The organism is Streptomyces sp. AM25, assembly GCF_058146165.1.
The window spans coordinates 36,697-58,436 of record NZ_JBKIWN010000003.1; the positions used below are offsets into that span (position 1 = coordinate 36,697).

The 21,740-nt window shown below is 72.5% G+C and carries 20 protein-coding genes; 13 read left to right on the plus strand and 7 right to left on the minus strand.

Going from position 1 to position 21,740, the window contains the following annotated elements:
- Window positions 1-14 precede the first annotated feature (14 nt).
- On the plus strand, window positions 15-1,199 hold the full coding sequence (locus ACLHRZ_RS04310; protein WP_490416879.1) for an acyl-CoA dehydrogenase family protein: 1,185 nt from the start codon (window positions 15-17) through the stop codon (window positions 1,197-1,199).
- 455 nt (window positions 1,200-1,654) lie between these two features.
- Here ACLHRZ_RS04310 and ACLHRZ_RS04315 read toward each other — a convergent pair whose 3' ends face one another.
- Complete coding sequence (locus tag ACLHRZ_RS04315) at window positions 1,655-1,903, minus strand: hypothetical protein (protein ID WP_490416880.1); 249 nt, start codon at window positions 1,901-1,903, stop codon at window positions 1,655-1,657.
- 18 nt (window positions 1,904-1,921) lie between these two features.
- Between ACLHRZ_RS04315 and ACLHRZ_RS04320 the strand changes: the two genes are divergently transcribed.
- On the plus strand, window positions 1,922-2,317 hold the full coding sequence (locus ACLHRZ_RS04320; protein WP_490416881.1) for a VOC family protein: 396 nt from the start codon (window positions 1,922-1,924) through the stop codon (window positions 2,315-2,317).
- 17 nt (window positions 2,318-2,334) lie between these two features.
- Here ACLHRZ_RS04320 and ACLHRZ_RS04325 read toward each other — a convergent pair whose 3' ends face one another.
- Both ACLHRZ_RS04325 and ACLHRZ_RS04330 read right to left on the minus strand, forming a co-directional pair.
- Window positions 2,335-3,426: an alpha-hydroxy acid oxidase gene (locus tag ACLHRZ_RS04325; protein ID WP_490416882.1), complete on the minus strand. Its 1,092-nt coding sequence runs from the start codon at window positions 3,424-3,426 to the stop codon at window positions 2,335-2,337.
- A 68-nt stretch (window positions 3,427-3,494) separates the two neighbouring features.
- Window positions 3,495-5,258 carry a hydroxysqualene dehydroxylase gene (locus tag ACLHRZ_RS04330; RefSeq protein WP_490416883.1) on the minus strand — a complete coding sequence of 588 codons (1,764 nt, stop codon included), beginning with the start codon at window positions 5,256-5,258 and terminating at the stop codon, window positions 3,495-3,497.
- 133 nt (window positions 5,259-5,391) lie between these two features.
- Here ACLHRZ_RS04330 and ACLHRZ_RS04335 point away from each other — a divergent pair, with 133 nt between their 5' ends.
- From ACLHRZ_RS04335 to ACLHRZ_RS04345, 3 genes are read left to right on the plus strand one after another with little or no spacing between them, the layout of a single operon-like run.
- The gene (locus ACLHRZ_RS04335) at window positions 5,392-5,841 is read left to right on the plus strand and encodes a 2-thiouracil desulfurase family protein (protein WP_490416884.1); all 450 of its coding nucleotides are present in this window, start codon (window positions 5,392-5,394) and stop codon (window positions 5,839-5,841) included.
- A gap of 28 nt (window positions 5,842-5,869) precedes the next feature.
- On the plus strand, window positions 5,870-6,829 hold the full coding sequence (locus ACLHRZ_RS04340; protein WP_490416885.1) for a glycerophosphodiester phosphodiesterase family protein: 960 nt from the start codon (window positions 5,870-5,872) through the stop codon (window positions 6,827-6,829).
- A gap of 43 nt (window positions 6,830-6,872) precedes the next feature.
- The gene (locus ACLHRZ_RS04345; RefSeq protein WP_490416886.1) at window positions 6,873-7,598 is read left to right on the plus strand and encodes an MgtC/SapB family protein; all 726 of its coding nucleotides are present in this window, start codon (window positions 6,873-6,875) and stop codon (window positions 7,596-7,598) included.
- 30 nt (window positions 7,599-7,628) lie between these two features.
- Here the strand turns inward: ACLHRZ_RS04345 and ACLHRZ_RS04350 are convergent, their stop codons facing one another.
- The 3 genes from ACLHRZ_RS04350 to ACLHRZ_RS04360 are packed head-to-tail and all read right to left on the minus strand — an operon-like array spanning window position 7,629 to window position 10,437.
- Complete coding sequence (locus ACLHRZ_RS04350) at window positions 7,629-8,846, minus strand: cytochrome P450 (protein ID WP_490416887.1); 1,218 nt, start codon at window positions 8,844-8,846, stop codon at window positions 7,629-7,631.
- Window positions 8,847-8,864: 18 nt separating this feature from the next.
- Window positions 8,865-10,232 carry an NAD(P)/FAD-dependent oxidoreductase gene (locus tag ACLHRZ_RS04355; RefSeq protein WP_490416888.1) on the minus strand — a complete coding sequence of 456 codons (1,368 nt, stop codon included), beginning with the start codon at window positions 10,230-10,232 and terminating at the stop codon, window positions 8,865-8,867.
- The gene (locus tag ACLHRZ_RS04360; RefSeq protein ID WP_490416889.1) at window positions 10,222-10,437 is read right to left on the minus strand and encodes a ferredoxin; all 216 of its coding nucleotides are present in this window, start codon (window positions 10,435-10,437) and stop codon (window positions 10,222-10,224) included. Before ACLHRZ_RS04360 ends, ACLHRZ_RS04355 begins: the two co-directional genes overlap by 11 nt.
- Before the next feature lie 205 nt (window positions 10,438-10,642).
- Here ACLHRZ_RS04360 and ACLHRZ_RS04365 point away from each other — a divergent pair, with 205 nt between their 5' ends.
- Together ACLHRZ_RS04365 and ACLHRZ_RS04370 are read left to right on the plus strand one after the other, a co-directional pair.
- Entirely contained in the window at window positions 10,643-12,517 is a 1,875-nt protein-coding gene (locus ACLHRZ_RS04365; protein ID WP_490416890.1) for a transketolase, read from the plus strand.
- A 122-nt stretch (window positions 12,518-12,639) separates the two neighbouring features.
- Window positions 12,640-13,185, plus strand: a complete 546-nt coding sequence (locus tag ACLHRZ_RS04370; RefSeq protein WP_490416891.1) for a 2'-5' RNA ligase family protein — start codon at window positions 12,640-12,642, stop codon at window positions 13,183-13,185.
- 13 nt (window positions 13,186-13,198) lie between these two features.
- On the opposite strand, the gene asnB is transcribed toward ACLHRZ_RS04370, so the two are convergent.
- On the minus strand, window positions 13,199-15,040 hold the full coding sequence (gene asnB, locus ACLHRZ_RS04375; protein WP_490416892.1) for an asparagine synthase (glutamine-hydrolyzing): 1,842 nt from the start codon (window positions 15,038-15,040) through the stop codon (window positions 13,199-13,201).
- Between the two features lie 382 nt (window positions 15,041-15,422).
- Here asnB and ACLHRZ_RS04380 point away from each other — a divergent pair, with 382 nt between their 5' ends.
- The 6 genes from ACLHRZ_RS04380 (at window position 15,423) to ACLHRZ_RS04405 (ending at window position 21,721) form a co-directional block, all read left to right on the plus strand.
- Window positions 15,423-16,748, plus strand: coding sequence for a phenylacetate--CoA ligase family protein (locus ACLHRZ_RS04380; protein ID WP_490416893.1), 1,326 nt, complete (start codon window positions 15,423-15,425; stop codon window positions 16,746-16,748).
- Window positions 16,748-18,490: a prenyltransferase/squalene oxidase repeat-containing protein gene (locus ACLHRZ_RS04385; protein ID WP_490416894.1), complete on the plus strand. Its 1,743-nt coding sequence runs from the start codon at window positions 16,748-16,750 to the stop codon at window positions 18,488-18,490. Before ACLHRZ_RS04380 ends, ACLHRZ_RS04385 begins: the two co-directional genes overlap by 1 nt.
- A 66-nt stretch (window positions 18,491-18,556) precedes the next feature.
- Complete coding sequence (locus tag ACLHRZ_RS04390) at window positions 18,557-18,967, plus strand: hypothetical protein (protein ID WP_490416895.1); 411 nt, start codon at window positions 18,557-18,559, stop codon at window positions 18,965-18,967.
- Window positions 18,968-18,997: 30 nt separating this feature from the next.
- Window positions 18,998-19,297, plus strand: a complete 300-nt coding sequence (locus ACLHRZ_RS04395) for an acyl carrier protein (protein ID WP_490416896.1) — start codon at window positions 18,998-19,000, stop codon at window positions 19,295-19,297.
- Window positions 19,297-20,334 (plus strand): class I adenylate-forming enzyme family protein, encoded by a 1,038-nt coding sequence (locus ACLHRZ_RS04400; RefSeq protein WP_490416897.1) that lies wholly within the window; start codon window positions 19,297-19,299, stop codon window positions 20,332-20,334. The genes ACLHRZ_RS04395 and ACLHRZ_RS04400 overlap by 1 nt, the downstream gene beginning before the upstream one ends.
- Entirely contained in the window at window positions 20,327-21,721 is a 1,395-nt protein-coding gene (locus ACLHRZ_RS04405) for an amidase family protein (RefSeq protein ID WP_490416898.1), read from the plus strand. Before ACLHRZ_RS04400 ends, ACLHRZ_RS04405 begins: the two co-directional genes overlap by 8 nt.
- Window positions 21,722-21,740: the final 19 nt, after the last annotated feature.

Below are 21,740 nucleotides of genomic sequence, written 5' to 3' on the forward strand. Positions count from 1 at the left end.
CAGAGGAGTCACCCATGCCCAAGCCTGCCAACCCCACGCCTGATTTCTTCGGATACGCCGATCTGCTCAGTGATGCGGAACGGGCCGAACTGGCCACTGTTCGGGATTACTTGGAAAGCGAGATCAAGCCGCTGGCCAACGCCGCCTGGGACCGGGCGGAATTCCCCTTCGAAGTGATCGAGAAGATGGCCAAGCTCCAGCTGGCCGGTTACGCCTACCCCGAGTACGGCGACGGCCGTCGCCGCAGTGAACTGTTCTCCGGATTCCTCAGCCTGGAACTCAACCGCGTCGACCCGTCGTTGGCGGTCTTCTCCGGAGTCCACACCGGACTGGCCATGGGCAGCATTCACGGCGGCGGCAGCCAGGAACAGAGGGACCGCTGGCTGCCGGACATGGCCGCGATGAAGAAGATCGGCGCCTTCGCCCTGACCGAGCCCGAGGGCGGCTCCGACGTCGCGGGCGGCATGCGCACCACCGCCCGGCGCGAGGGCGACACCTGGGTCCTCGACGGCGCCAAGCGGTGGATCGGCAACGGCACCTTCGCCGACCTCGTGGTGGTCTGGGCCCGCGACACGGCCGACGGCAACGTCAAGGGATTCGTGGTGGAGAAGGGCACCCCCGGGTTCACCGCCACCAAGATCGAGGGCAAGATCGCGCTGCGGACCGTGCAGAACGCCGACATCACCCTCGACGGGGTACGGGTCCCCGAGGCGAACCGCCTGCAGAAGGTCGGCAGCTTCCGCGACACCGCCGCCGTCCTGGCGCGCACGCGGGGCGGAGTGGCCTGGCAGGCACTGGCGGTCGCGGTACGCGCCTACGAACTCGCCCGCGAATACGCGGCCACGCGTGTGCAGTTCGGCAAGCCCATCGGCTCCTTCCAGCTGATCCAGGATCTGCTGGTGAAGATGCTCGGCAATATCACCGCCATGTTCGGCATGGTCGTCCGCCTCAACCAACTCGCCGCGGCCGGGCGGGACAGCGCCGAACAGGCCGCTCTCGCCAAGGCGTTCACCACGACTCGGATGCGCGAATGCGTCGCCTGGGCCCGTGAACTCTTCGGCGGTAACGGCATCGTTCTCGAGTACGAGATCGCCAAGTTCTTCGCCGATGCGGAGGCGGTCTACTCCTTCGAGGGGACCCGGGAGATGAACACCCTCATCGTCGGCAAGTCGATAACGGGGCACAGCGCGTTTGCGTGACGGGGCCGAGGGGTGAGCAGAGGGGGGCGGTGAGGCCGCCCGTGCGGGGGCGGGCGGCTGATCGGCAGGAAGCGGAGGGGATCCGCGCGAGTTGTCGATGGCAAGTCGCCTGCGCTGGGCTCGGGTTGTCGGGTGCCGTATGGTGAAGACGCAGAACGCACCCCGGTCGTGTGACCGGGCGTACCTGAGTGGGGGGAAGAAAGGTGCGTGGCCCGGTGAACATCGGGCTTCTGTCTGCGGTCGGTGTTGCCCTGTACGCGGTAACAGTCACCGTTCTTGCGTTGACCGCCACTTTTGCGCGGCGCCCCACGAGGCGGCGGGAGGCTCGGACCACCTTGGCGGTGCTCATCCGTGCTCGTAACCCGTGGGAAGCTCCAGCCTCTCTGTCCGCCAAGGCCGAGCCGGCAACAGGTACTCGACGCAGTGGGGGTGGTGGACGACACCCGTAGCCCCCGTCACCGCACCGCGTTCAAGGCCCGCTCGGCGGCGGCGCGGAGGTGGGCGACGACATCGGGGTCGGCGTCGAGGGTGTAGTCGGCGTCGAGGCCGGCGAGGGTCCGGGCGATGCGGGGGAGGTGGCCGTCGGAGGCGTCGACGCGGCAGGTGTGCCCGTCGACCGGCTGCAGGCGCGTGGCCAGGCCCGGTGCGCGGGCGCGGATGCGGTCGGCGGGGGCGGGCCGGCAGTTCGGCGGCCACTTCGGCATCAAGGTCGTCCGCTGACCATGACGACGAGCACCGGCGGGCCCCTGAACGGGACGATCATGTGTCACGCGCTGTGGGCCCGCGACGGCCGGACCCTGGCCGACTTCTACGCCACCGCCCTGGGCGCCACCGTCACCGAGACGTACCCCGACGAGGCCGGCAACGAGGCCGCCTGCGGCTTTTACGTCAACGGGGCGATGTACCTCTTCTACACGTCCCCCTCCTACCGGGCTCCCGACTGGCCCGAGGACGAGCTCCCGTTCCACATGGACTTCTCCTTCCCCGACGTCACCGAGGCCGGGAAGCGCCTGCTGGAACTGGGCGCCACCAAGCCCGGCCACCAGCCCGGCGGCGAGCACTGGACCGTCCTGCTCGACCCGTCCGGCCGGCCCTTCTGCATCCACGCAGCCCACTGACCCTCACCCCGCCGCCGTCAGCCGAGCAGCAGGCCCGGGTCCACCGATGCGAGGTCGGGGCGGCCGCAGAGGGCCATGGCGGTTTCCAGTTCGGCGGCGAGGAGGGACAGCACGTCCCGTGCGCCCTCGGCCCCCGAGACGGCCATGCCCCAGAGCACGGGCCGCCCCACCAGGACGGCCCGGGCGCCCAGGGCCAGGGCGACCAGTACGTCCGAGCCGCGGCGGACGCCTCCGTCGACCAGGACCTCGCAGCGTCCCGCGACGGCGGAGACCACCTCGGGGAGCGCTTCGAGCGCGGTGACCGAGCCGTCCAGCTGGCGGCCGCCGTGGTTGGACACCACGATTCCGGCGATTCCCGACTCGGCTGCGCGCGCCGCGTCCTCGGCGGTCAGCACGCCCTTCAGGACGATCGGAAGCCGGGTCAGCGAACGCAGCCAGGCCAGGTCGTCCCAGGTGAGGGCGGGGTCGATGAGCCGTGCCACCCGCGCGGCCACCTCGGCGGACGAGCCGTCGGCGGGGCCCTGGGGGAAGTTCGCCGGCGCCAGGCCCGGGGGCAGGGCGAAGGCGTTGCGCAAGTCCCGTGTCCGGCGCGCCTGGACGGGAGCGTCCACGGTGACGACGATCGCCCGGTACCCGGCGGCCTCGGCCCTCTTCACCAGGTCCTCGCTGATCGCACGGTCCCGGAAGACGTACAGCTGCATCCACAGCGGCCCCGTCGCCGCCCGCGCGACGTCCTCCAGCCGCGTGGTGGCGAACGTGCTGACCACCATCAGCGCGCCCGCCGCTCCCGCGCCGCGGGCACAGGCCCGTTCGGCCTCGTGCGTGACCAGGCCCTGGAAGGCCATGGGGGCGACCGCGAGGGGCAGGGCGACCGGGGAGCCGAGCAGCGTGGTGCGCATGTCGCAGCGCGAGACGTCGACGAGGACGCGCGGGCGCAGCCGATAGCGGCGGTAGCCGGTCGCGTTCTCGCGCAGGGTCGTCTCGTCGCCGCTGCCCCCGTCGACGTAGTCCCACGCCGAGGGCTCGACCAACGGACGGGCCGCGGCCCGGTAGTCGTCCAGCGTGAGCAGGCTCCGGCCGCCGGAACCCGGGGAGTTGTCCACCGACATGACGATCACCTCACCAGGCCCCGCCGGATGCGGGCAAGCCCGCATCCGGCCAGCCTCCGGGGGCCGGGTCACCCCACGTCGAAGACGTTCCGCAGCCCCAGCAGCCACCGCAGGTGGTCCCGCTGCTTGAAACCCTCCAGCTCCCGCGGCCGGTACAGCGGTGTCACCGTGCACCGCTCCGCCCCCGAACCGGCCTCGTCCAGCAGGGCGTTGACGGCCTGCCGGGCGGAGGCGTTGGCGCCCTCCATCGTCGCCAGGTCGATGTCGACGCGGACGTAGTCGCCGGAGAGGAAGAAGTTGGGGATGGCGGTGTGGGAGGTCGGGCGGTTGGGCCAGGTGCCGACGGGATGGATGAGCAGCTGTTCGTCGTTGGCGGCCCGGCCGCCGCCGAGCTGTACGGCCGGGTCCAGGAACCAGGAGTGCAGGACGGAGTCCTTCAGGACCGTGCGGCCCGTGTCGTTGAGACCCGCCTTCAGCTGGGCCCACACCTCCTTGGCCACCTCCTCGCGGGTGCACTGCTTGGCCGTCTTGCCGTAGAGGATGCCCGGCTTGTCCCACTCGGAGATGTCGCAGGAGAGGCAGTCGGCGGCCGTGCCGTCGCCGAAGTCCCGCCGGAAGTCGTGACCGGACCAGAACTGGGCCTGGGAGATGGAGGTGAGCGACCATGGCGAATCGATGTGGTTGATGTGGCCGTTGACGATGGGAGTGGGCTCGGAGAGGTAGAACTGGATGCCCGTCATCCAGTCCGTGCGCAGCTTGTCGCAGCGGGCCAGCTGCGGATCCGCCGCCCGCACGTCCGCGTTCCACGTCGTACGGGCGTGTTCGACGGGCATCGCGGAGACGAACCAGTCGGCCTCGGCGGTGTGCCGGGCGCCGTCCGCGCCTTCGAGGACGGCCCCGGTGATCCGCCCAGCCTCCAGCCGCAGGTCCCGCACCGCCCATCCGGTACGGAACTCCACGCCCAGGGAACGCAGATACGTCACCCACGGGCCGATCCACGCCTCGTCGGTGGGCGCGTTGAGCAGCCGGTCGATGGCCCCGTCCCCGCCCAGGCCGAGGGCGTTGAAGACGAACGCCTCACCGAGGGTCGCCACCGTCCTGGTGCTCGCCACCTCGGCCTTGGTCGCCACGATGTTGCGGGTGAGGCCGATGCACAGCAGCCGCTGGTAGTCGGCGGACATGCGCGCGGCCCGGGTGAACTCCCACCACGGCACGTTCTCCCAGTCCTGCGTCCGCCGCTGCTCGCAGCTGGTGAGCCAGACCAGGAACCGGTCCGCGAAGTACGCGACTTCGTAGCCGGGCACGCGGAAGGCGGTCTCGAGGAAGCCCACGAGCGTCCGCCGCAGCTCGTCCGGGGTGAGCGGGGACGGCCGGCGCCCGCCGCCGGGGATGGGGATCCGGATGTCCTCGCGCCCGGTGCGGGCGACCAGCGTCTCGCTCGGCGCGATCAGGTTGTCCCAGCAGCCGTTCGGGTTGCCGGGGAAGGGGATGCGGCGCAGCGTGTCCGGCAGATTTTGGTAGATGCCCGGTATGAAGCGGAAGCCGTGCTCCCCGGGTAAGGGTCTGCGGCCGCCGCTTCCGGTGCCGGGGACGTCCATGCTGCGCGCCTTGCCGCCCAGGGCGTCCTTGCGCTCGTACACCGTCACCGTGTAACCGCGCTCGGCGAGTTCGTGCGCGGCCGTCAGCCCGGCGACCCCGCCGCCGAGCACGGCGACGGACCGGCCGCCGGCGGCGCGGCCCGCGGCCCGCGCCGTCCCGCTCAGCGCCGCCGTGGCGGCGACGGCCGTCGCGCCGCCGATGAAACCTCTGCGGGTAGTGCCCGTACGTTCCACAGCTCCGACAACTCCCTGGTGTGAGTGAAGGGTTGGATGGTGCGCTGGAGCATAGGGGTGACGCACGGGCCCCGGTAGGGTGCCTCAGGCAGGGCAGTACGGCTGCGCATCCCGTCACGGCTAGCCTGGCGGCATGGAAGCAATCCTGGTCAGCGCGTGTCTGCGCGGAGTCCCGTGCCGCTTCGACGGACGTCACAAGATGTCGCCGGAGACCGAGGAGGCCGTGGCCGGCCGCGAGGTCGTCTCGTTCTGTCCGGAGGTCGCGGGCGGGCTCGTGACACCGCGGCGGCCCGCGGAACTCGTGGGCGGCGACGGGCACGACGTGCTCGACGGGACGGCACGGGTCGTCGAGGACACCGGGCGCGACGTGACCGCAGAGTTCGTGGACGGGGCGCGACGCGCCCTCGCGGCGGCGCGGAACGGAGGCTGCACCGAGGCGTTGCTGATGCCGCGCAGCCCCTCGTGCGGGCGCGGCGCGGTGTACGACGGGTCGTTCACCGGCAGGCTGGCGCCGGGAGACGGGGTGACGGCGGCGCTGCTCGAACGGCACGGCATCTCGGTACGCTCCGCACCCGGCGTGTGAAGTCCCGTGCCCCGAGCAGGAGCTGACCATGAAGTTTCCCAGACATTCCCTCTGTGCCACAGCCGTGGCCCTGGCCTGTGCCGTGCCCGCGCTGACGGCCGGCACCTCGGCGCCGGCCCGGTCGGACGGCAAGGGTGCGGCACCCGCGCGGTCCGGGCCGGCGATCATCGCCCACCGGGCGGGGACGGGCGATGCGCCCGAGAACACCGTGGAAGCCATCGAACGGTCCCTGGCGGCAGGGGCGGACGGTGAGTGGCTGAGCGTCCAGGCGACCGAGGACGGGGTGCCGGTGCTCTACCGCCCCACCGATCTGTCCGCGCTGACCGACGGATCCGGGGCGGTGGCCGACAAGACCCTGGACGAGCTGGCCGGGCTGAACGCCGGCTACAACTTCAAGGGCCCGGACGGTTCGTACCCCTACCGTTCGCACCCCGTCCCGATCCCCACGCTCCAGGCCGCGCTGGACGCCGTCCCGCAGGACAAGCAGGTCTACCTCGACCTGAAGCAGACCCCGGCCCGGCACGTCGTCGACGCCGTCACGCGCGTGCTGAACGAGCGGAAGGCATGGGGGAGAGTCCGGCTGTACTCCACGGACGCGGAGGCGACCCGGCTGCTGGCCGCCATGCCGGGGGCGCAGGTCGCCGAGTCCAGGGATGCGACCCGTCAACGCCTGGCCGAAGTCGCCCTCGAACACGTCTGCAAGAGCACGCCGAACCCTGCCGCCTCGTGGGCCGGATTCGAGATCAAGCGGCAGATGACGCTCCAGGAGAAGTTCACGCTCGGCACCGGCGACTCCCCGGTCACCGCGCAGCTGTGGACCCGCGAGTCCGTCGCCTGCTTCCGCTCCGCGCCCGGCAGCGGTCACCGTCTGCCGATCGTGATGCTCGGGGTGAACACGCCCGCCGACCTGGCGGCCGCCGCGAAGCTGGGCGCCAGCGCCGTGCTGGTCGACTCGCCGCGCACCATGGTGGCGGCCGGCACTCGTTGAAGGGCGGCCGTAGCGCGCGGAGGTTTCGGTCGTTTGAGCCGGTATGGCAGTTTTGGCAGAGGTGGTCGAGCCGGCCGGTGAAAGCTGGGTGCAGGTCGTCGAGTTCCTGGAGGCGTTGCTGCTCTCGGGGATCATCGGGATCGAACGGCAGCTGCGGCACAAGGCGGCCGGGCTGCGGACCTACACCACGGTCGGCAGTGCGGCAGCGGTGTTCATGCTCGTGGGCAAGTACGGGTTCACCGACGTGCTGCACCTCGGCACGGTGGTGCTCGACCCGTCCCGGGTTGCCGCCCAGATCGTGTCCGGGCTGGGATTCATCGGCGCGGGCGTCATCTTCGTCCACCGCGGCTCGGTGCAGGGGCTGACGACGGCGGCGACGGTCTGGCTGACCGCGGCGGTGGGTGCGGCGGCTGCCGCCGGCCTGCCCCTGCTGGCCGCGCTGGCCGTCGCGGCGTACCTCGCCATCTCCTACGTCCTGCGGCCCGCGCTGGCCCGCCTCCCGTCCCCGGGCGGTGCGACGGCCGCGTACCGCATCGCCTACCTCCAGGGGCGGGGCCTCCTGCGGGAACTGCTGGACCGGTGCACGCAGGCCGGCTTCTCCGTGCACGAAGTGCGTACGGTCTCCGGCCCCGTCGGGCGCGATTCCGAGCAGGTGGTGGAGATCGCGCTGGTGGTGCAGGGCCGCGGCGACGCCGGTGCGCTCACGGGACGGCTGGCGGCGGTCGCCGGGGTACTGGTGTGCCGCCGCACGGAGCCGGACGGGGAGTGAGATCGCGGGCCCCGTCGCTGCCCTGACCGCTCAGCGCCCCGCCTGCCCGATGGGCAGGTGGCGCGGGCCGCGCAGCACCGGGCTGTTGCGGTACTCCGGCGGATCCTCCAACAGCCGTGGTCCATCGAGGCACTTGATGAGCGTCGTCAGGGCGATCTGCGTCTCCAGGCGGGCCAGCGGTGCGCCGAAGCAGTTGTGGATGCCGCTGCCGAAGCCGAAGTGCACGTTGTCCTTGCGGGCGGGGTCGAAGCGGTCGGGGTCGGCGAAGCGCAGGGGGTCGCGGCTGCCGGAGGCCAGGACGAGGACCAGCGGGGCGCCCTCGGGGATCGTGACCCCGCCGACCTCGATGTCGGCGAGCGGGGTGCGCTGGGGCAGGAACTGCACCGGGGGTTCGTAGCGCAGCAGCTCTTCCACGGCACTGGGCATCAACTCCGGCTCCCTGCGCAGCCGTTCGAGTGCTTCGGGGTTGCGGAGCAGGGTGAGCATGCCGTTGGTGATGAGGTTGACGGTGGTCTCGTGCCCGGCGATCAGGAGCAGGACAGTGGTGACCATCAGCTCTTCCTGGGTGAGCCGTCCGTCGGGTCCGTCGTCGTTGGCCAGGGCGGAGAGCATGTCGCCGGTGGGATGGCCGCGCCGCTTCTCGGCGAGCCCGCCGAGGTACAGGCCCATCGCCATCCGGGCCTCCTGGGCGGCGCGTCGGCGCGGTGCCTGCTCCTCGCCGGGAGCGAAGTCGAGTCCGCTGACGACCGTGTCGGCCCAGGTGTGGACCTGGGGGATGTCCTCGGCCGGCACGCCGAGCAGGTCGCAGATGACGGTGACGGGGAGCGGGAAGGCGAAGTCGTCGACGAGGTCGAGGCGCTCCTTGCCCCGGAGTCCGTCCGCCAGTTGCCCGGCGATGCGGGCGATGTCGTCGCGCAGGGCGTCGATCCGGCCGGGGGAGTGGGGCGGGCCGAAGGGCCGCATGGCCAGGCGGCGGAGGCGGTCGTGCTCGGGGTCGTCGCGCCCGATGAAGGCGGGCGGCAGACCCTCCGTCGGCACGAGGTCGGGGTCGGGCTCGGTGCGGTTGCGCACGTCGGAGCTGATGCGCGGGTCGTGGAGCAGCGCCTCGATCTCGTGGTACGTGCCCACCAGGTACCGGCCGTCCTCCTGCCGCGCCACGCCGTGCTCGCGGAGTTCGGCGTAGAGCGGGTAGGGGGCGGCGCGGTTGGCGTAGTCGGTGATCCGGCGGAAGAGGGTTTCGGAGGACATCGGACGGGCTCCTGGGGTTCAGCCTGCGGGCCGGATCAGGGTCAGGCGGCGGTCCGGCAGATGGCCCGTGAGGGCCACGGTCGGGCCGTGCGTGAGGACCCGGGGGTCCGGGACGTCGGAGGGCACGGGTTCGCTGTCCGCGAGGTGGTCGGCGGCGCCGGGTCCGGGCGGGAACGGGGCCGCGGTCTCGATCAGGCGCTCGTAGTGCTCCAGCCACTTGGCCCGGTTGACGGCCACCGCGGCGGTGATGCGGCCCTGGTGCCCGTAGACCGCGACCAGGCGGCGTTCGTCCGGCGAGCCCTGGGCGATGACCACCTGGTCGGAGAAGGTCGGCACGCCGACGGACTTGATGTTGAGGCCGAACTGGCCGGACCAGAAGGACGGTACGGCCAGGTGGGGCCGTCGGCGCGGACCGGGGCTGATCATGTTGTGCGCGGCCACCTCGGCCTGGGCGACGGCGTTGCCCCAGTGCTCCAAGGCGATCAGCTGGTACTCGAAGAGCGGGTGGGGGAAGCGGGCCACGTCGCCGGCGACGAAGACGTCGTCGGTGACGATGCCGTACATATTGAAGACGCGGCAGCCCGCGTCGCAGGCCACGCCCCGGGGTCCGGCCGCGAGGCCGGAGTCGGCCAGCCACTCGGTGTTGCGGACCGCACCCAGGCAGACCACGGCGACGTCGGCCTCGATCCGGCTCCCGTCGGAGAGCTCGGCCCCGGTGAGACGGCCTTTGCTGCCCTTCAGTGCGGTCACGGTGACCCCGCAGCGCAGGTCGACGCCGTGCGACAGCTGCAGCTTCGTGGCCCAGTCGGCGACCGTCCCGCCCAGCGCACCGATCAGCGGCGCCCGGCCGCGCTCGGCGACGGTCACCTCCAGGCCCCGTTCCCGGCACGCGGAGGCGACTTCGGAGCCGGTGAACCCGGCACCGATGACCAGGACGCGGCGGGGCCCGGCGTCCAGGGCCGCGGCGAGGCGGGCGGAGTCGTCGCTCGTGCGGACCGTGAACACCCCCTCCAGCGCGCCCTCTTCGGGGTTCGGCCAGGGCCGGGCCCGGGTGCCGGTGGTGATCAGGAGCCGGTCGAAGGGCAGATGCTCGCCGTCGGCCAGCAGCACGTTCTTGCCGAGGGGGTCGAGCCCGGTGGCGGCCACGCCGAGCTTCCAGGTCGCGTCCAGCTCGCGGCGGGCCGGCAGCCCGCACTGCTCGGCACCCGCCCTGCCGAGCAGCACCGTCTTGGACAACGGCGGCCGGTCGTAGGGAGGATGCGGCTCGTCCCCGACCAGGGTCAGCTCGCCCTCGAACCCCTCCTCGCGGAGCGTCTCGGCTGCGCGCAGCCCGGCCAGCGACGCTCCGACGATCACGATCCGCCCGTCACGCATCTCACCGGACACCGGCGCCCTCACCCGCCTGTTCCCCGACCAGAATCGCCTGCACCGGGCAGGCCGCCGCGGCGCGCAGCACCTGCTCGTCCTGGCCCTCGGGCACCGTGGGCACGTACAACAGGGCCTCCTCGCCGTGCAGTTCGAACACCTGCGGGGCGAGGAACACGCACTGGGCGTACCCCTGGCACCGATTGAGATCGACCACGATCTGCATCCCGGACCGCTCCTCCGCTTCTTGTGGTGTCCTTCCGGTGTCCCTCTGGTGCGACGCCGTTCCCACCCTCTTCCTACTGCCCGCCCGGGCGGGCGGCCAGCGGTGCTGCTCCGTCCGGGAGCCGCACCCGTCCGGCCCAGCCCGTGCCGCCGGGGGAGCGCCGGACGGCGAGGATGGACGGAGCGGCCGGCGAGAGGAAGTCACGATGACGGCACAGGCCCCCACCGAGCCCCTCGGCCCCGAGGCCGACCTGTCCCGGGTCTTCGAGCTGGCGCAACAGCTGCGGGTGGACTCCGTGCGCGCGAGCACCTCGGCCGGGTCCGGGCACCCCACGTCGAGCCTGTCGGCCGCCGACCTGATGGCGGTGCTGATGACCCGCCACCTGCGCTACGACTGGGACGACCCCGGCAACCCGGCCAACGACCACCTGGTCTTCTCCAAGGGGCACGCATCGCCGTTGCTGTATGCGATGTTCCGGGCCGCGGGCGTCGTCGGCGAGGACGAACTGGTGAACACCTACCGGCGCTTCGGCGCCCGGCTGCAGGGGCACCCCACGCCGGTGCTGCCGTGGGTGGACGTGGCCACCGGCTCCCTGGGGCAGGGCATCGCCTACGCCGTCGGCATCGCCCTGGCCGGGCGCGACCTGGAAGGGCAGCCCTACCGGGTGTGGACGCTGTGCGGGGACAGCGAGATGGCCGAGGGGTCGGTCTGGGAGGCGGTCGACAAGGCCGGGCGGCACCGGCTGGCCAACTTCACCGCCGTCGTCGACGTCAACCGCCTGGGTCAGTGCGGTCCCACCGAGCTGGGCTGGGACACCGCGGCCTACGCCCGTCGCGTCGAGGCGTTCGACTGCCGCGCGATCACGGTGGACGGCCACGACCTCGACGCCGTCGACCGGGCCCTGGCCACCGCGTCCGACGGGAAGGCCCCCACCGTCGTCATCGCCAGGACCGTCAAGGGGCAGGGCGTGAGCGAGGTCGCCGATCGCGAAGGCTGGCACGGCAAGCCGCTGCCTGAAGAGCTCGCCGCACGGGCCGTCACGGAACTCGGCGGCGTACGGCACCTGTTGGCCCGCGGGCCCAGGCCCCCGGCCGGTGCGCGGACGTCGCAGCCACCCGCCGGACCCGTCGAACTGCCCCGCTACGACGTCGGGGAGGCCGTGGCCACGCGATCCGCCTTCGGCAAGGCGCTGGCCGCCCTCGGGGCCCGTCCCGACGTCGTCGTCCTCGATGCGGAGGTGGGCAACTCCACCCACACCGAGGACTTCAAGAAGGCGTATCCGCAACGCTACTTCCAGACCTACATCGCCGAACAGCAGATGATCGCCGCCGCCGTCGGCATGGCCGCGCGCGGCTACCGCGCGTACGCCGCCACCTTCGCGGCCTTCCTCACCCGCGCCCACGACTTCATCCGCATGGCAGCCGTCTCCCAGGCCACCGTGGCCCTGTCCGGATCCCACTGCGGCGTCGAGATCGGCGCCGACGGCCCCTCCCAGATGGGCCTGGAGGACCTCGCCATGATGCGCGCCGTGCACGGCTCCACCGTGCTCTACCCCGGTGACGCGACCTGCGCCACGGCACTGACCGCCGCCATGGCCGACCTGCCCGGCATCTCCTACCTGCGCACCACGCGCGGCGCCTACCCCGTCCTGTACGCCCCCGGGGAGACGTTCCCCGTCGGCGGCTCCAAGACCCCGCGCCGCAGCGACGGCGACACGGTCACCCTGGTCGGCGCCGGCGTCACCCTCCACGAATGCCTGGCCGCCGCCGACCAGTTGGCCGACGAGGGGATCCGTGCGCGCGTCGTCGACCTGTACTCCGTCAAACCCCTCGACACCGAGACGCTCGCCCGCGCCGCCCGCGAGACCGGCGCGCTCGTCGTCGCCGAGGACCACCACCCCGAAGGCGGCCTCGGCGAGGCCGTCCAGTCCGCCCTCACCGCCCAGCGCCTGGCCCCCGCCCTCACCCACCTCGCCGTCACGGTCCTCCCCGGTTCCGGCACCACGGCCGAACTCCTCGACGAGGCCGGGATCTCCCGCACCCACATCGCCCGGGCGGCACGCGCGCTGGTCCAGCGGTAGCGCTCCGCCGGGGGTGGGGTTGTCGCGGGTGCGGGTGCGTCGTGGCTGGTCGCGCCCACGCGGCGGAGCCGCACGATGCAACAGACCGCGCCCCTTCGGGGCGCGGGCCGGACCATGGTGGTGTGGACGGGAACCCTACGCCCCGGACGGCGGTGGCATGGCTGCCGCCCCAGGGGCTCTGGCCGGCGATCCAGGACATCCGCTGGGAGCACGACCCGCAGGTGCGGCGGTGGCCGCCGCACGTGAACCTGCTGTTCGGCTTCGTGCCGGAGGAGGAGTTCGCGCGGGCCGTGCCGCTGCTCTCCGCCGGGGCGGCGGAGAGCCCGGCGTTCACGGCACGGCTGTCCGGTGTGCGGTACTTCCGGCACCGCCACTTCGCAACGGTGTGGCTCGACCCGGCCGCCGCGGGCCTCGCGCCGTGGACCCGGCTCCACCGGGCGCTGGAGTCCCGCTTCCCGCTCTGCGGAGGCCGCTTCACCCCGCACCTGTCCCTCGGCCGCACACAGAACCCCGAGAGCCTGGCCGCCGAGTGCGCCGCCCGGCTCGGCACACTCCCGGCCGATGTCGGGGAGATCGTCCTGCTCTCCCGGCGCGGCGAGGAATCCATGCGGCCCCGCGCCGTGATCGCACTGGGCACGGGCGAGGTCCGCCGGCCACCGGCCGGTTGAGGCCGGCCGCGGGTCAGGCGAGGGCGATGCCGTATTCGCGCATCCATGAGTCGAGGGACAGCGCGGTCTCCATGCTGTTGCGCCGCAGTTGGGTGTTGAAGTAACCCTCGGGGCGGTTCAGGAGCCCGGCGAGCCCGGTGGCATCGACGATCTGGAAGACGGGGGCGGCGGGTCGCGCCAGGAGTTCCTGGACGCGGCTGCGCAGGTCCTTCTCGTACAGGTGGTTGGCGGTGGTGGGGTACGGGCTCTTCCTGCGGTCGATCACGGACTGCGGGACCAGGCCCGCCGCGGCCCGCTTGAGCAGGCCCTTGGGTTCGCCGCCGGGCGCCTTCAGGTCCCAGGGCGTGTTGTAGACGTACTCCACGAGCCGGTGGTCGCAGAACGGGACCCGCACCTCCAGGCCTGCGGCCATGCTGAGGCGGTCCTTGCGGTCCAGCAGGACCGGCAGCCATCGGGTGAGGTTGAGGTGGCAGATCTCCCGCATCCGGCGCTCGCGGGCGTCCTCGTGCGGCAGGTGCTCGACCTCGGCGAGCGCCTGCCGGTAGCTGTCCGCCCGGTACTCCTCGAAGCGGGTGGCCGCGCGGAATCCGGGGGTCAGCAGCTCGGGGGTGATCAGTTGCATCCGGCTGAGCCAGGGGAACGCCTCGGCCTCGACGGCGGCCCGGTCGTGGAACCAGAGGTAGCCGCCGAAGACCTCGTCCGCGGACTCCCCGGACAGCGCGACCGTCGAGTGCTGCCGTATGCCGCGGAAGAGCAGGTGCAGCGAGGTGTCCACGTCGCCGAAGGTCAACGGCAGATCGTGGGCGCGCAGCACGGCGCCGCGGGCGTCGTCCCGGGTGAGCTCGTCGGCCGACAGCTCGATGACGTGATGGTCGGTGCCGAGGTGGCGCGCTGTCTCCAGGGCGTAGGGGGAGTCCCGCTCGGGACGGAACTCACTGGCCTGGAAGTCGGCCTCGTTTCCCACGAAGTCCACGGCGAACGACCTGACCGGCCCCCCGCCGGCCCGGGCCTCGGCCGCGGACGCCAGGGACGTCAGCACACTGGAGTCCAGGCCGCCCGAGAGCAGGCTGCACAACGGGACGTCGGCGACCATCTGGCGGACCACGGTGTCCTGGAGCAGCTCGCGCACCCGGTGCGCGGACGTCTTCAGGTCGTCGGTGTGCTCGCGTCGGCCGAGGCTCCAGTAGCGCCGGGTGCGCAGTCCGCTGCGGTCCAGCGTCACCGTGCACCCCGGCGGGACCTCCTCGATCCCCCGATAGGGCGTGCTGCCCGGGGACTTGGTCAGGCCCAGCATGTCCGCGAGCCCCTGAAGGTCGGCGGACGCGGAGAACCCCGGGTGCGCCAGCAGGGCCTTGGGCTCGGAGCCGAAGAGCACCCCGCTGCCCAGGCGTGCGAAGTACACCGGCTTGATGCCGAGCCGGTCGCGCACCAGCATCAGACGCTGCGCCACCTCGTCCCACAGGGCGAAGGCGAACATGCCGTTGAGCCGCTCGACGAAGTCGGGACCCCATTCGGCATAGGCGCGCAGCACGACCTCGGTGTCGGAACGCGTCCGGAAGGCGTGCCCGTGTCCCTCCAGCTGCGTACGCAATTCACGGAAGTTGTACACCTCGCCGCTGTAACTCAGCACGACCGAAGGGCCGTTTGCACCGCGCCTGGGTTCGAGCATGGGCTGGCGGCCGCCTTCGAGGTCGATGATGGACAGCCGGCGGTGCCCGAGTATCGCGTGCGGGCCGGCCCAGATTCCCGAGGCGTCGGGACCCCGGCAGGCCATGGACCGGATCATCGGCTCGGCACTGGAGACCTCCTGGGCGAGGTTGAGTTCAAGGTCGGCCCATCCTGCAATTCCGCACATCGACAAGCTCCAACGAGGGGTGGGGAGTAGCGGCATCCGTGGGCAGTGAATCGCCGTCGCGGGATACGCGGAGAGGCTCGGTGAATGGCCCTCTCGTCGGCGGTACGGCCATGCCGGGCATCGCTGTACGAACAGGGAAACACATCGTGACAGCGGATGGCATGCTACCTCGCCAATGAGGATCGCGGCCGTTGGTTTCAAGCCAACGGCCGTTGCTTGGCAGGATATTGATGTCCCTTGCACGGACTACCTTTAGTGCTATACGTTGCTGGTGGTTCGGCCCTCCCGCCTGCCGAATTCGCTGTCCGGACCGGCCCGTTCACCCGGTGCCGCCACAGCGCCCCCACCGGGCAGGAGCGTTGTCTGCCGCGCCATTCCAGCCATGAGCGAGGTTGTAGTGATCTTGCACGCCGAGAAGCGCATCGCGGTGCTCCGTGAAGCCCAGAACGAGATGCGCGGACACCGCGAGCGAATGCCGGATGAAACCTTTTATGCGAGGAAACTCGCCGATGCCTGGCGGCGCGCCCGCGGCAGTGCGGCCTACCGCGATATCGGGGAGTTCTCCATGGAGCGCTTCCGGCAACTTCCGGTAACCCCCCGCGAGGCTTTGAAAGCCCGGCCGTTGCACTATGCGGCAATCGAGCCGGGACAGGCCGCCAAGTACTACGAGACCACGGGAACCACCGGATCCCCCACCCCCACCCCGCGGTTGGCGCAGGACGTGATCTGGAACACCGTCTCTGTCGCCGAGGCGTGGCGCCCGTTGCTGGGAACCGATGAGCGGGTGGCCATCCTGCTGCCCTCGGACATCGTCCCGGTGGCCGATCTGGTGGCCGGCGTCTGCGAGTACCTCGACCTCGCGCACATCCGCTGCTACCCCTTCGCCACCGGAATCTCCAGCTGGGACCGGCTGGAGGCCATGTGGCAGACCTTCCGTCCCACCGCCGTCTTCGTCGCGCCGGGCGTCGCCCTGCAGTTCACCCGGCTGCTCGCCCAGCGCGGCCGGCTCGACGACATCGGCAGCTCCGTCGAGAAGCTGATGCTACTCGGCGAGGTCAACACCGCGCCGTTCCGCCGCCGTCTGGGGCAGTGGTGGCAGGCGGCGGCGTACGACGCCAGCTACGGCAGCACCGAGACCGGCACCCTCGCGGCCACCTGTCCCGAAGGCCACCAGCACCTGCTGCCTACCGCCACCTGCTTCGAACTGGACACCGGCAGCGAGGTCGTCCCCCTGCGGGGAGAGGGCGCCGGACGGCTGGTGGTCACCCCGCTGAACGCCTACGGACGCCCGCTGTTGCGCCTGGACACCGGCGACGAGGTGACGGTGACCGCGGGCTGCCCGTGCGGCAGTGCCACACCGGTCGTCATGGTCCACGGCCGAGCCGCCGACGGCCTGTCGGTGCACGGCGTGCCCCTGTCGGTGCGCTCCGTGGAGGAGGTCGTCTACGGCTGCACGGATGCCACCGGCTATCTCCTGGAGCTCGACAGCTCCGGCGGCTACGCCCGGCTCCTGCTGGAGCGCGGCTTCGGCGCAGACCGGGCGGGCGAGCCCCGGGCGTGCGAGCTCGTGCAGCAGCGCTCCGAGGAACTCCTCGGACTCCGCTGGGACGGTGTGGTGTTCGTCAACTCCCTGCCGGCCAACACCAAGAGCGGCGCCTCGCAGAAGAGCTGGAAGCGGTCGAACATCCGACGGCTGGAGGCTGCCTGATGACCACGGCCATCGCCCCCAAGGCGCCCGAAGGCGCCGGCTCGGTCAGCGGCGAACCCGACCTCTGGTGCACCTACGCCGCCGTGCGCACCCTCGCGTGGCTGGGCCGGACCGGCGAGATGGCCGGGGCGGGAGAGACGGCCGCCTACCTGGCCGGGCGCCGTAACGCGGACGGCGGCTACGCCTGGAGCCGGGGCATGCTCTCCGACGCCTGGGCCACCTTCTACTGCACCCAGGCGCTGCGTGACATGGGACACCCCGTGCCGCACCTCGATGCCACCGCGCAGTGGCTCGAGGGCACCTGGTCCGGTGCGGCCTATGCCATGCTCCCCGGGCAGGGGCCCGACGCTTGGGCCACCCACTTCTCCAGCCGCACGGCCGTGGAACTGTGCGGTGTCCCGTTGCCCGACGCCGAAGGACTGCTTGGCTGGCTGGGTCAACTCCAGTGTGCCGAAGGCGGTTTGAGCTGGACGCCGCAGGACGCCCGGCGCGGCAACGCCGATGTGCGGGCCTGCTACTACGGAGTCATGGCGTGGCGTGCGGCCGTGGCGGCCGGCGCCGCCGGGGCTGCTCCGTGGGACGAGGCGGCCTTGGCCGAGTGGCTGACGGAGCGCCAGGATGCCGCCGGCGGCTTCCGTTTCTCACCGCGGGCCGAAGTGCCGTGCATGTGGGCGACCTACCGCGCCGTCGGCGCGCTGGAGGCGCTGGGCAGTGCCCCGCGCGACCCCGACGGCTGCCGGGACTGGGTCATGCAACTGCGCGGCCCCTCGGGCGCATTCGTCCGCTGGAGCGGCTATGACGTCGAAGACGTCTGGGCGTCGTTCTGTGCCGTCGGCACGCTCAAGGCCCTCAAGGCCCCGCTCGACGCGATCGGCGACGCCGTCGCGGCCCGGATCGCCGAACTGCGCTGCCCGCAGGGCGGCTACACCTACCGGGAGCCCGACGCCGCGGCCGACGCGCTGAGCACCGCCGCAGCGGTGCTGGCCGCCGGGCCCGAGCGGCCGGACCCGCTTGCGGTGCGCTGGCTGGAAGGCTGTCAACTGCCCAACGAGGGCGGCGTGATGTACATGCCCGGCCGGGGCAGCGAGGTCCGCTGCACCCTGTGGGCACTGGCCGCGGGCGCATTCGCCGGCGACACGCCGGCCCGCGACCGGATCGCCGGCTGGCTGGCCTTCCTCCAGAACCCCGACGGCGGCTTCGGCTACTGGGAGGGACGCGGCTCGGACATGGTCTCCACCGCCGCGGCCCTGGAGACCACCGCCCTGCTCGACGCCGGCCGCCCGGTCGTCGACACCGCCGCGGCTCACGCATTCCTCGACTCCTGCCGACGGCCCGGCGCGGAGCCCCACCTCTACGGGAACGTGCCAGGAGCCCCCGCGACCCTGCGCGCCGGTCTCCAGGCCCAACGGGCCTTCGGGCTGCTCGGCCACGAGGTCGCGGAGGCGACGGACGCGCTGCTGACCCGGCACCGGGTGCGCGGCGGCGGCTTCGCCAACGAGGGCCACCGCATCCCGGACCTGCTGTCGACCTACGAAGCCGTCCTGGCGGCCGACCGCGCAGGACTGCCCGTCGACACCGCCCATCTGCGGGCCTTCCTGGACCGGGTGCACGGTTCCGCGGGTACCGCGTGGTCCCCGCTCGCCCCCGGCAGCGGCGGGCCGCTCGCCGACTGCCTGGGCACCCTGCTGGCCCGGCGGGCCGATGACGCCGGCGTCGTACTCCCGGCCCTCGCCCTGTCCTGACCGGGGCCTCGCCCCCGAAATCCCCCGCACCCGAACCCCCGGCCCCCACCAGCCCCTGGATCCCCCATGCCCACCATCACCATCAGCAGCCCCGCGCTGCCCGTGCCCCGCCGCCGCGCCGTCGCACTGCGCATCACCCGCTGGCTCGCACAGCACGGCGTCGAGGCGGGCCACGTCGTCGTGCGCTTCGAGACCTCCGAATCCGGCAGTGTCTTCTCCGGCGGATTGCCCGTCGAGGCCCTCCCGCACGACGGCGACGGCATCCACCACGCGTCGGTCACCTGCTGCGTGGGGCCGGACCGCGACGAGGAGTTCCTGGAGGGCCTGGCCGGGTGCATCGCGGGGGCGCTCGGCACCGACGGCCGGACCCCCTTCTTCTACCTGGAGTTTCGGCCGACCTCCCCCTCCCACGTCTACCTCGGCGGAGCCGGGGCCCTGCGCCGAGCCGACGGCGCCCCCGCGACCACCTCCTCCTGACCCCCACGGGACCCGAAAGGAACAGATGCCATGACCACCACGACCGTGCCGGCCGCTGAGGACATCCACAGCCGCATCCGCGCCGTCCTGAACACCCGCCTCGGCGACGCCTTCGCCGCCGTGCCCTCCGACGCCGACCTCCAGCAGGCATTGGGGGAACGCTACGACAGCCTCACTGCCATGGAGTGCATCTCCGCCGTGGAAGAGGCCTTCGACATCGAGGTGGACTTCGTCGCCGACGACGTCCGCCACTGGTTCTCCACCGTCGAGCGGATGGTGCGCTTCACCCGCGACCGTCTGGAGGACGCCGCGGCCCTGCGGGAACCGTGATGGGCGCGACGGTCTTCACCACCTCCGGATCGACCGGGAAACCGGTCGAGTGGCTGCGCACCGCCGACCAGTTGTGCCGGGAGGCCGAGTTGGTGCGGGACACCGTTGTGGGCCGGGTGGACCATGTGGTGTCGTACGCGCCGCCCGAGCACCTCTACGGTCGGCTGTACGCCGAGATCCTCCCCGCTCTGGAAGGCATCCCGGTGACCCGCGCGGCCACCGACCACCTCGGCGCCCTCCGACTCCCCGGCGGTGCACGGGTCCTGCTGGTCTGCCTGCCGTCGACCTGGCAGCTGCTCGTGCGCCGCACCGAGGAGCTGGCCCGGCACGGTGACGTCGTCGCGCTGCACAGCACCGGCCCCACCACGCCGGCCGCGCACCGTGCCGTCCAACGGCTGTCCGGCACCGGCTTCACCGCGCACGAACTGCTGGGAGCCACGGAAACGGGGGCCGTCGCCCACCGGCGCATCACCGCAGAGGGCGAACCTGCCCTTCCATGGCGGCTGTTGCCCGACGTGCGCCGGGTGGGCCCGGGCAGTCCCGGCGAACAGCTGCTGAGCGTGGCCGGCCCGAGGCTGGCCCGTCGCCGCGGCGCCACCGCCCCGCCCGCCGCCTGGCAGTTACCCGACCTCGTCACCTGGGCGGACGACCGGACCTTCCACCACCTGGGCCGGTCCTCGCGCCTGGTGAAGGTGAACGGCCTGCGCTGCGACCTCGGCAGGGTCGAGGAGCTGGCCCGTGACTGCGGCCCCGGGATCGACGTCGCCTGCGTGGCCGTCGCCGACCCGCTGCGCGGCGAGCACTACGAGCTGTACTACGCCACCGGCGACCCGGGGCTGGACCCGGCCACCCTGCGGGCCAGGCTGGCCCGGCTCCGTGCGGAGCTGCCCGCACCCCGCGCCGTGCACCGTGTCCCGCGCATCCCCAGGAGCGCCACCGGAAAGGTGCTCATGCCCCGGCTCACCACAGCGGATCCCCACACACCCCACTCGGCCGACAGCCCCCGCCCCACCACCGAAGAGGTCCACCGTGCCTGAACACTCCCTCCCGGCAGACGCCATCACCGCCTACGCCGAGCAAGCCGGGTGGATGGCCGCGCAGAGCGCACCCGTGCTGCCCGAGACCCTGACGATGCCGCTGCACGACCGGATCGCCCGGCGCGCCTCGGGCGAGCTGGACGCCGGGACGTGGCGCGACCAGGAGACGCAGTGGACGCGACAGGCCGACACCCGGTATCGCGCGTGCACCCGCAACGTCCCCCTCGGCACCCGCGCGCAGCCGGTCCGCGTCGGCGTGAAGGACACCGTCGACGTGGCCGGGTTCCCCACCGGTCTGGGGCTGCGCAGCCACCGCCACCACGCCCGCATCTCCACCCCTGCGATCGCCGGCCTGCCCGCGGACACCGCCACCGTCACGGCCAAGGTCACCACCACCGAGCTGAACATCGGCGTCGGCTCCGGCTGCCTCAACCCCTACGTCCCGCACATCGACCCGGGCGGCTCCAGCACCGGGACCGCCGTCTCGGTGGCCGCCCGCATCTGCGACATCGCCCTGGGCACCGACGTGCTGGGCTCCGTGCGCTGGCCGGCCGCGCAGTGCGGCACGGTCGGACTCCGCATGACGCACCACCCCTCGCTGCTGGCCGGCGTGTTCCCGCTCTCGCCGCCCATGGACGCCCTCGGCTGGGTGACCCGCAGCGCCGCGGACCTGGCCCACCTGTGGCCCCTGCTGGGACTGGACCGCCTCGGCGGCCAGATCGCCCCGGCCCCGGGCCCGTACCGAGTCGGCGTCGTCGCCAACGTCGACGGGCCCGAAGGCACATGCGACCCCGTGATGCGCGGCGCCCTCCGCACGGCACAGCGCCACCTGGAGGCGGCCGGGCACGGCCTCACCGAGGTCCGCATCGACGCCCTGTGGCGGATGCGCGGTCCCGCCTGGGAGCTGTGCGCCCGCCAGGCCTGGGACGCGTACCAGCTGTGGCAGAAGTGGACGAGCACGGAGCTGCACGAGACCACGCGCACGGCCCTGGAGGTCGGCGCCACGGTCGACGACGACCGCTACGCCTGGATCCTGGACCGGTTGATGACGTGCCGCGGCACGGTCGACGAGGCCTTCACCACCGACGGCGTCGACGTCTGGCTGCTGCCGCTGGACCCGGCCGCGCCTCCGGACGTGGCCACGGCCGACGCCCGCACCTCGACCATTCCCTCGCCGCAGGACGCCGACTACGACCGGCGCGTCGCCTACACGCCCGTCGCCAGCTTTGCCGGCCTGCCCGCGCTCACCCTGCCGGTCGACCGGGACGAGCGCGGCGCCCCGTTGTGCGTCCAGCTCGTCGGCCGCCGCGGCAGCGAGCGGCTGCTGATCGCCCTGGCCGCAAGCCTGGAGAACGCGGTCGGCGACCTCGGCTTCCAGCCCAGTTGACCCGAACACGCCGTCGAAA

Bases quoted from the DNA above. Each gene is read 5' to 3' on its own strand.
- ACLHRZ_RS04365 (WP_490416890.1), top strand. From the start codon at position 10,643: ATGACGGCACAGGCCCCCACCGAGCCCCTCGGCCCCGAGGCCGACCTG.
- ACLHRZ_RS04315 (WP_490416880.1), bottom strand. From the start codon at position 1,903: ATGCCGAAGTGGCCGCCGAACTGCCGGCCCGCCCCCGCCGACCGCATC.
- ACLHRZ_RS04325 (WP_490416882.1), bottom strand. From the start codon at position 3,426: ATGTCGGTGGACAACTCCCCGGGTTCCGGCGGCCGGAGCCTGCTCACG.
- ACLHRZ_RS04350 (WP_490416887.1), bottom strand. From the start codon at position 8,846: ATGTCCTCCGAAACCCTCTTCCGCCGGATCACCGACTACGCCAACCGC.
- ACLHRZ_RS04395 (WP_490416896.1), top strand. From the start codon at position 18,998: ATGACCACCACGACCGTGCCGGCCGCTGAGGACATCCACAGCCGCATC.
- ACLHRZ_RS04360 (WP_490416889.1), bottom strand. From the start codon at position 10,437: ATGCAGATCGTGGTCGATCTCAATCGGTGCCAGGGGTACGCCCAGTGC.
- asnB (WP_490416892.1), bottom strand. From the start codon at position 15,040: ATGTGCGGAATTGCAGGATGGGCCGACCTTGAACTCAACCTCGCCCAG.
- ACLHRZ_RS04400 (WP_490416897.1), top strand. From the start codon at position 19,297: ATGGGCGCGACGGTCTTCACCACCTCCGGATCGACCGGGAAACCGGTC.
- ACLHRZ_RS04345 (WP_490416886.1), top strand. From the start codon at position 6,873: ATGGCAGTTTTGGCAGAGGTGGTCGAGCCGGCCGGTGAAAGCTGGGTG.
- ACLHRZ_RS04380 (WP_490416893.1), top strand. From the start codon at position 15,423: ATGAGCGAGGTTGTAGTGATCTTGCACGCCGAGAAGCGCATCGCGGTG.
- ACLHRZ_RS04335 (WP_490416884.1), top strand. From the start codon at position 5,392: ATGGAAGCAATCCTGGTCAGCGCGTGTCTGCGCGGAGTCCCGTGCCGC.
- ACLHRZ_RS04385 (WP_490416894.1), top strand. From the start codon at position 16,748: ATGACCACGGCCATCGCCCCCAAGGCGCCCGAAGGCGCCGGCTCGGTC.
- ACLHRZ_RS04340 (WP_490416885.1), top strand. From the start codon at position 5,870: ATGAAGTTTCCCAGACATTCCCTCTGTGCCACAGCCGTGGCCCTGGCC.
- ACLHRZ_RS04310 (WP_490416879.1), top strand. From the start codon at position 15: ATGCCCAAGCCTGCCAACCCCACGCCTGATTTCTTCGGATACGCCGAT.
- ACLHRZ_RS04390 (WP_490416895.1), top strand. From the start codon at position 18,557: ATGCCCACCATCACCATCAGCAGCCCCGCGCTGCCCGTGCCCCGCCGC.
- ACLHRZ_RS04320 (WP_490416881.1), top strand. From the start codon at position 1,922: ATGACGACGAGCACCGGCGGGCCCCTGAACGGGACGATCATGTGTCAC.